Raw genomic sequence first — 6,527 nt, forward strand, 5'->3', positions numbered from 1 at the left:
CAGTTTACCGGACTGAGTGATTGTCAAGCCCGTGATGTCAAAAAGCTTGATTTTCATTTCAATGCTAGTTTCACTGCTTTAAATCTTGCCAAGCTCGATGCTCATCAACAGCAGTCTGCTCAAAAACCCTTGATCTTTTCTATGGCAAGTGTCAAGCGACGGGCACTCAATGACCATTTGCTCGACACCTTTATTTCAATGTTAGACCTCTCGCCAACTGTAATTAAATCCCATCCTAACTACCAAAACCTACGAGCTTACGGCGTTATTGCTGCTTAATTTTGTCCAGAGTATTGCTATTAAATTCAATCCTAAATATACCGAAGGAGAATACTTGATAATTCAAACACATCCATATAGTAAATATGGCTGTGATGCAATTTATCGAACTTACAATTATAGCGATGCTTGGGACAAATGTAGTTTAGAAAATATTGCTAATGATGATTCCAATTTTGCCATTAGAATTTTTCATGATGGAAAATTGTGGAATACTGGAGGTTTTACTGGAATTCGATATAATGTTTCCAAAGAACAATTATGGAAAGTTCACCCCGATTACAGAAATGCGGATGAAGAGATAGAAATTTGCAAATGCAGCTATTTGTATTTTGTCGGCAGAGATAATATTTTGACTTGTTTACAAGATGATTGCGGCAGAGAGATAACTTACTGTCCCAATTGTGATTACACTCTAGTCGCAGAAGATGATAATTATGATGATTGCGATGATGAGGATTTCGATGATTACTCTGATATACCTTCAGCTTGCGTAGGCTGTGCTAATTATGATGGTAATTTTTACGGCGAACATCAATTAATTTGTGCAATTAATCCTTATGGATGTGGTTCAGATTCCTGCTCTGATTTCACAAACTAGTCAAAACAATTTCAAAAAGGTCACTAAAAAATTCACAAATAGGCGAAGATAGCATTTCTTAAGAGAGTAATAGCTTCGCTTATGGTTTTTGAAAAACTCTACATTAAAAGAATAAGAAATGTCAAAAGATTTAGTAACTTATTATGGACAAACTGAACGCATTGACCAGCTTGTTGATAAGTATGGTGTATATTTAGAACAACTGAATAGAGAAACTAACTCTTGTTTCGCATCACTTTATCAACATACGTTTTGATGCAACAAGAATACAGTGCATCTGAATATTCAATGTCAACTGCTCTAGAAGATGCGTTGTGCGAATTAATTATTCCCGATAGTATTCCTCAAGACTTGTACGATATCTGTTCTCAACTTGAGGAATTGACTGTCGATGAAGCCGAGTCAATTCTAGAAGCATTACAGCATCAACTTAGGTGGGGCAATGCCCATAGAAACGTGAATCAATAGTTGATTTGTGGTGAATCCTTGGTTGATAAATGTTTACCACATCTTCCATTAAAACATCAAAAATCATGGAAACATATCTTGTTTATGTTGATGCTGTTCGCAACAGCAATAAATTCTGGTCAGCGAAAGTCGAAGGTACTCAAGTGACTGTTGAGTGGGGACGAGTCGGTTACAATGCCCAAACGAAAGTTCATTCCTTTAACAGCCATCAACAAGCTGTTCATAAATATCATAATCTCGTTTTTGAAAAGAAAAGTAAAGGCTACCAAGAAAGTCAGCCTCAGATTAATTCTTGCAGCGTAGTAGATATCAAAAGGGCGTTGCAAATACTCAGTACTCTCCGCCCTTATGTCGCCATTCGCAATTTTAATCCTGGATATATTGAGGCTCTAAACGAATACTTAAAACTTGTCCCTACACCCTTAGGAATGCAGATTAATCCTCACACTGTTTACCGAACAGTTGCTGATGTTGACCATCAAATTCAACTGCTTAGTTCTTTGCTACCTTCGCCTACTGTCGTTGTTGGGCAGAATAAGAAAGAAGTACAGAAAGTTGAAGTGCAAATGGTTAGTCTGAAGTCTATCAGTAAGAATTTCTGGCGAAATATTTAAAATCAATTGCCACTGCTCCTTTGCACGCAAGTTGCGTGACTGTCGGCACGCAAAGGCGCACTGGCTCCCCTCTGCCCCTTCTTCACCTCAACAAGAGTGAGAAATGCGAGATTAAATCGAACCAATCGAAATGCTGTAAACATTCAACGAATGCCAAACCAATTCGCAATTCGCAATTCGCAATTAATAAACTTAGATGCAGTAAAGCTGTTAATAGTTAAATCTGTATCGTAACGACGTTGATTCTGAAATGAAAACACATCTGGATGACGTGTTGCACTATACTAGTTCTCTAAAATTGGGCAACAGATTCAAGGCTAAAAATCTGGATGCTGTTAAATTTTCGAGCATTGCGAAAAGCAGCGAATTGTATTAGAGGGTGCGATGGGATGTATTAAGCCGTTTGTAGAGGTTAGGATAACGAGCGAGCAGGTATCTTAAGTTACTCATTCGTTTGCTGCTGCTGCAACTCTTGTACTACTTCTGATGATAAGCCTGTCAGCCGAGTAATTAGGTCAATACTCATACCTTCTGCCAGCATATTAGCTGCAATTTCACGGGCTTTTTTGTTACGACCTTGTTCTTCAGCTTCATTTTGAATCATTTGGTAAATAACTGATTCACTCATTATATCTCTCCTGAATAAACGCCCAATCACTTCTTTATCTAATACTAGCCCAGCTAATATTGCAGCAGCAGCAGAAATATTACTTTGTGTCTGCCTTTCACTAATTCTATCAACAGCCGCCGCCACTTGTTGTAATGTCCTAGCCTTATTATCGGTCGCACTTAATACAGCAAATGGCAGCAATCCTGGGGTTCTCAAAAATATCTCCGGCGGTTGTTCCCACAAACGAATTACAGAAAACTCATGTCTCATTCTATCTGCCGCAAAAGTGCTTTGATACACTTTATCTGACGTAGTTTTATCCAAATAAATCACAACTTGGTGTATTTGTTTATTGGGATAGCGACGATATATCCGCAAGTAATAATCAGCCATGCGAAAAGGCATATTCTCATCAGGAGCCGTTTGAAATTCTATGTGGAGAACAACTTCATCTGATTGCAACATGATTAAGGCATCAGCCCGAATTGGTTCTATCGATAACTCTGTCGGGCTTAACTTAGTTAAAGTAATAGGTTTCCCTAATAACCAAGTTGCAAAATCAGGAGAATATAGTTCAGCAATCAATTTACAAGTATTGTCAAACATGGATAAATTTCATGAATGTAATTAGTTAATAATTAGTTGAATATTTGAATTTATTCCTGATTTTTAACAGCTACAATAAATTATATGTTATCTCAAATTCTTTGAGCAATTTATTCAAGTAAATTAGATTTTTGTGATTCACTTCAGAAATTTGTAGTTCAATTAGCTTTGCTAAATCCCTAAGACTAAATGTACAAACAATCTGTTCTCATTGCCAAAACAAAGGAGATAATGGCTAATGGCTGAAATCAAACTAGGTTTAGGTAATCCACCGCTACCAGTTTACTTGTACGTTAAAAAGTTAGAAATCAATGGTCAGGTTTATGGTTGGTACAACTTTGATGTCGCTCTGGACAAACAAACCCCTATACCCCAAAGAGCATTAACAGGTTATCTCAACCAATTACAACTGACAGATAAAGACTACAAAGGCAAAGACAACCTGAAGTTAGACATTTTTATCTTGGCTGATGAACTGTACGTTGTCAGAAGCGGAATTGAGACGAACTTCACGAAGTCTTTCTTACTCGCAGCATCAGTCGTAGAGGATTTCTCTAAACCTCTAACAATTGTTGCTAATCCCGGAGAGGAAAATGTCGTTTTCTGCGGATTATATGATGCTATAACCAAAACTAAAATTCGTCGGGATTGGGATGTAAACGCTGATTGGGCAGAGTTAATACAGCAAATTCAAGCAAAATTACCCAGCAGCCCTAAATATGATTTAGAAGAAGATGAACGCGATCGCCTCGTTGTAGAACCGCCCTTTTCAACCCCGACAAAACCTGTTGTTCATCCTCAAGATGCGCGAATCAAACAGATTCGTACATTGTTAGATTACCCGGTTGATTTGGTCAAAGAGTGGTTGCATTTCCAAGATGTGAAATTTCCTAGTCAATTACCTATTAGCAAAGTCGATGAACTAGTGAAAACCATGTGCTTGGCTTGGGCAGCTGATAAGCTTGAGAATCCCAATCAAGTCCAATCCTCCTATACTGAGCAAGTGTTGGGCGCAACGAAGAGTGGGACTGATGAAACCGCAGCGATTCGGGCATGGATGAATTATGTAGTCGGGCAGAGGACTGCTGTAAGTTCTCGGTAAAAATTTAGGTTTATTCAAGACAGTAATAACTGTCTTATTTTTTCATTACACAGCGTATCGAGGAAATTCCTATGAATCAACACAAACGCATCACTCTTCATCAAACCAAGCAACAGCAAGCCATTTCAATCAATACAATAATTATTCGGAAACGACGCACTATGAAACGATTTCAAACACAGGATTTCGTCAACCGTATTTTGTACCCAATTACGATTAGCTCTTTGATAATCACCGCATTCATGGGAGTAACTGCAATGGGTTGTTGGGGTTTCGAGATTATCGCTGCAAACTCCAGACCAACGATAATCAGCAACCATCATTGGCGATCGCAAAAGAATATCTGTTTGGGCATGATGACAGTTACATTTTCAGTATTTCTTGGCAGTGCTTTGCTAGGTGGGTGCTTGAGTAGCGGTAGTGAAGATTAAACAACTGAAAATATGCCAGAAGATTGTGGCGTAGTTGGGGGTTTTATCAAAACTTTTGTCAGATGTTTCCTAACTATGCCTTAACTAGATTCACCTAAAACCATCCTTTGCTTCACTACCCTGATATGAGTACGGCTAATCATTGAAGGTCTGTTGGCTCCTAGCTAGGAAATTTATGCACTCAGCGATTCAGGTTGCGTATCAGCTATTTCCAAAACCCGATGTAACCAAGTTTGTGTTTGCTCCGCAGCCAACTGCCTTTGTTGAGCATTAGTCCAAATTTCGTTCCAATGAAACAGCCAACGAGTCAGAATCCGACCTAAATCAACTAATTCACAGGCTCGGTCAATGTCATCAGCTTTTACCATGTCAGGTACAGCCCACTCAATAAAGTACCGACTTTCTTTTACCAGAGGCAGCGTTAAATCTACTGATGAGTCAAAAGCCCATAAAGACTGAATCTGTTTGAGATGATTTGCTAAATGATGTAGACGAGTGGAAACATCATCTTGCATAAAACGTTGTTGCTCTGGTGTGGGTTCGATCAGACGTGAAGCCGAGATACGTGTAAAAACCTGCAAGATGGTCTGGAAATTCTTGATATATCTAGCTTTCAAAGATTTCAGGTGGTAGATTCATTGCCGCCTCTAACGGTTGGGGAATATTGTGTAAATTCACAACATAATCACCGTATCTTTTTATATGCCTATTTACGTAAGGGCTTAAAGCCGCGATATGGCGTTGAAGAATTACTTCGCCCTGTTCACTCAACATATTAATCGCCAGGGACATATCAACTGTGTTTTGTAAAATTACAGCACTGGCGACCAAATCAAGGTACTTAAGCCGTTTTTCTTGCTCAATTGGGTCATTCTCAGTAATAGTGCCTTCCTTGCCAAAGAATACCCAATCCAAGAAACCGTGGTACATCTCCACAATATTGGTAATCGCGTTAATTTCCTGTCGCATTCTGACATTGGAGATGTAATCTAACAGAAACATAGTCCGCACGGCTTTACCCAATTCTAAAAAAGCCTGATAAAGACGGTTCTTTTTGCTGTAACTGCTTAATTTACGCAACAAAGTCGAAGGCATAACCTTTCCTGCTTTGATTGACAGCACCACCCGCATCATGTCGTACCAATGGGTCTTAATTAAATTCCAGTTGACCACATCCTTAAACAACGGGTCGATGTAACTATAGGTGATGTCAGTGCGGGGACGGACAAAAGTATAATCCTGCCAGTTACGTATACGTGGCATCAATTTTATACCAAGAAGGTAAGACAGAGCAAAGACAGGCCCTGATTGACCTTGAGTATCTGCATGTAACGTATCAGGCTGAATGTCAGAGAGATTCTTCAGTAACCCATCTAAAATATACACAGCTTCCCAGACACCACAAGTAATAAAGTGAGTAAATAAAGCAATATACTTATCAGAAACGTGGTGATAAGCAATACCACCATATCCGCCATAACGAATGTGGTACTCACTGTGGAGATTGTTTTCGTATATCTCAAACTTACTGCCATCGGCGGCGGCACGTTTCCCAGTACCCCAAACTGACGGCAGACTAAAACGGTTGTAAGCATTAATAATATCTCGAATAGCAGCCTCAATCTTTGATGTACTGATATGGCGACGATTCGTATAAGAAATCATGTGAGATGTGACCACACTTCTTGAATGTCGTGCCATCTGATTAGGCCCCAGATTGCAACCATAGGCAAATGTTGTGAAAATATAACGTTCTATGGGTTCTTTTAACTTTGGTTCGCTACCCGACAACGGCCCAAAATGCCGCGTCCATTTT

At 39.2% G+C, this 6,527-nt stretch carries 8 protein-coding genes and 1 pseudogene; 6 read left to right on the forward strand and 3 right to left on the reverse strand.

Features of this window, described 5'->3' with window-relative positions:
* The 4 genes and pseudogenes from I8752_RS20830 to I8752_RS20845 all read left to right on the forward strand — a co-directional run.
* Positions 1-279: pseudogene (locus tag I8752_RS20830) on the forward strand (hypothetical protein); the annotation flags it as partial.
* Positions 280-334: 55 nt separating this feature from the next.
* Positions 335-880 carry a hypothetical protein gene (locus I8752_RS20835; RefSeq protein WP_214434199.1) on the forward strand — a complete coding sequence of 182 codons (546 nt, stop codon included), beginning with the start codon at positions 335-337 and terminating at the stop codon, positions 878-880.
* Between the two features lie 222 nt (positions 881-1,102).
* Positions 1,103-1,348: a hypothetical protein gene (locus I8752_RS20840; protein ID WP_225895799.1), complete on the forward strand. Its 246-nt coding sequence runs from the start codon at positions 1,103-1,105 to the stop codon at positions 1,346-1,348.
* 65 nt (positions 1,349-1,413) lie between these two features.
* Positions 1,414-1,962 (forward strand): WGR domain-containing protein, encoded by a 549-nt coding sequence (locus I8752_RS20845; protein WP_214434200.1) that lies wholly within the window; start codon positions 1,414-1,416, stop codon positions 1,960-1,962.
* 442 nt (positions 1,963-2,404) lie between these two features.
* On the opposite strand, the gene I8752_RS20850 is transcribed toward I8752_RS20845, so the two are convergent.
* A complete protein-coding gene (locus I8752_RS20850) occupies positions 2,405-3,178 on the reverse strand; it encodes an Rpn family recombination-promoting nuclease/putative transposase (protein WP_214434201.1) in 774 nt (257 codons plus the stop codon).
* Between the two features lie 238 nt (positions 3,179-3,416).
* On the opposite strand from I8752_RS20850, the gene I8752_RS20855 reads away from it, so the two are divergent.
* Positions 3,417-4,280, forward strand: coding sequence for a hypothetical protein (locus tag I8752_RS20855; protein ID WP_214434202.1), 864 nt, complete (start codon positions 3,417-3,419; stop codon positions 4,278-4,280).
* 71 nt (positions 4,281-4,351) lie between these two features.
* Positions 4,352-4,711, forward strand: a complete 360-nt coding sequence (locus I8752_RS20860; protein WP_225895800.1) for a hypothetical protein — start codon at positions 4,352-4,354, stop codon at positions 4,709-4,711.
* A gap of 173 nt (positions 4,712-4,884) precedes the next feature.
* Here I8752_RS20860 and I8752_RS20865 read toward each other — a convergent pair whose 3' ends face one another.
* Together I8752_RS20865 and I8752_RS20870 are read right to left on the reverse strand one after the other, a co-directional pair.
* Positions 4,885-5,292 (reverse strand): hypothetical protein, encoded by a 408-nt coding sequence (locus I8752_RS20865; protein WP_225895801.1) that lies wholly within the window; start codon positions 5,290-5,292, stop codon positions 4,885-4,887.
* A 25-nt stretch (positions 5,293-5,317) separates the two neighbouring features.
* On the reverse strand, positions 5,318-6,527 hold a 1,210-nt coding region (locus I8752_RS20870; protein ID WP_214434203.1), incomplete at its 5' end, for a Tn3 family transposase.

Source organism: Dendronalium phyllosphericum CENA369 (assembly GCF_016056275.1).
GTDB classification, from domain to species: Bacteria; Cyanobacteriota; Cyanobacteriia; order Cyanobacteriales; family Nostocaceae; genus Dendronalium; species Dendronalium phyllosphericum.

Coding starts and splice junctions, on each gene's coding strand:
- I8752_RS20855 (WP_214434202.1), top strand. CDS start 3,417: ATGGCTGAAATCAAACTAGGTTTAGGTAATCCACCGCTACCAGTTTAC.
- I8752_RS20845 (WP_214434200.1), top strand. CDS start 1,414: ATGGAAACATATCTTGTTTATGTTGATGCTGTTCGCAACAGCAATAAA.
- I8752_RS20860 (WP_225895800.1), top strand. CDS start 4,352: ATGAATCAACACAAACGCATCACTCTTCATCAAACCAAGCAACAGCAA.
- I8752_RS20850 (WP_214434201.1), bottom strand. CDS start 3,178: ATGTTTGACAATACTTGTAAATTGATTGCTGAACTATATTCTCCTGAT.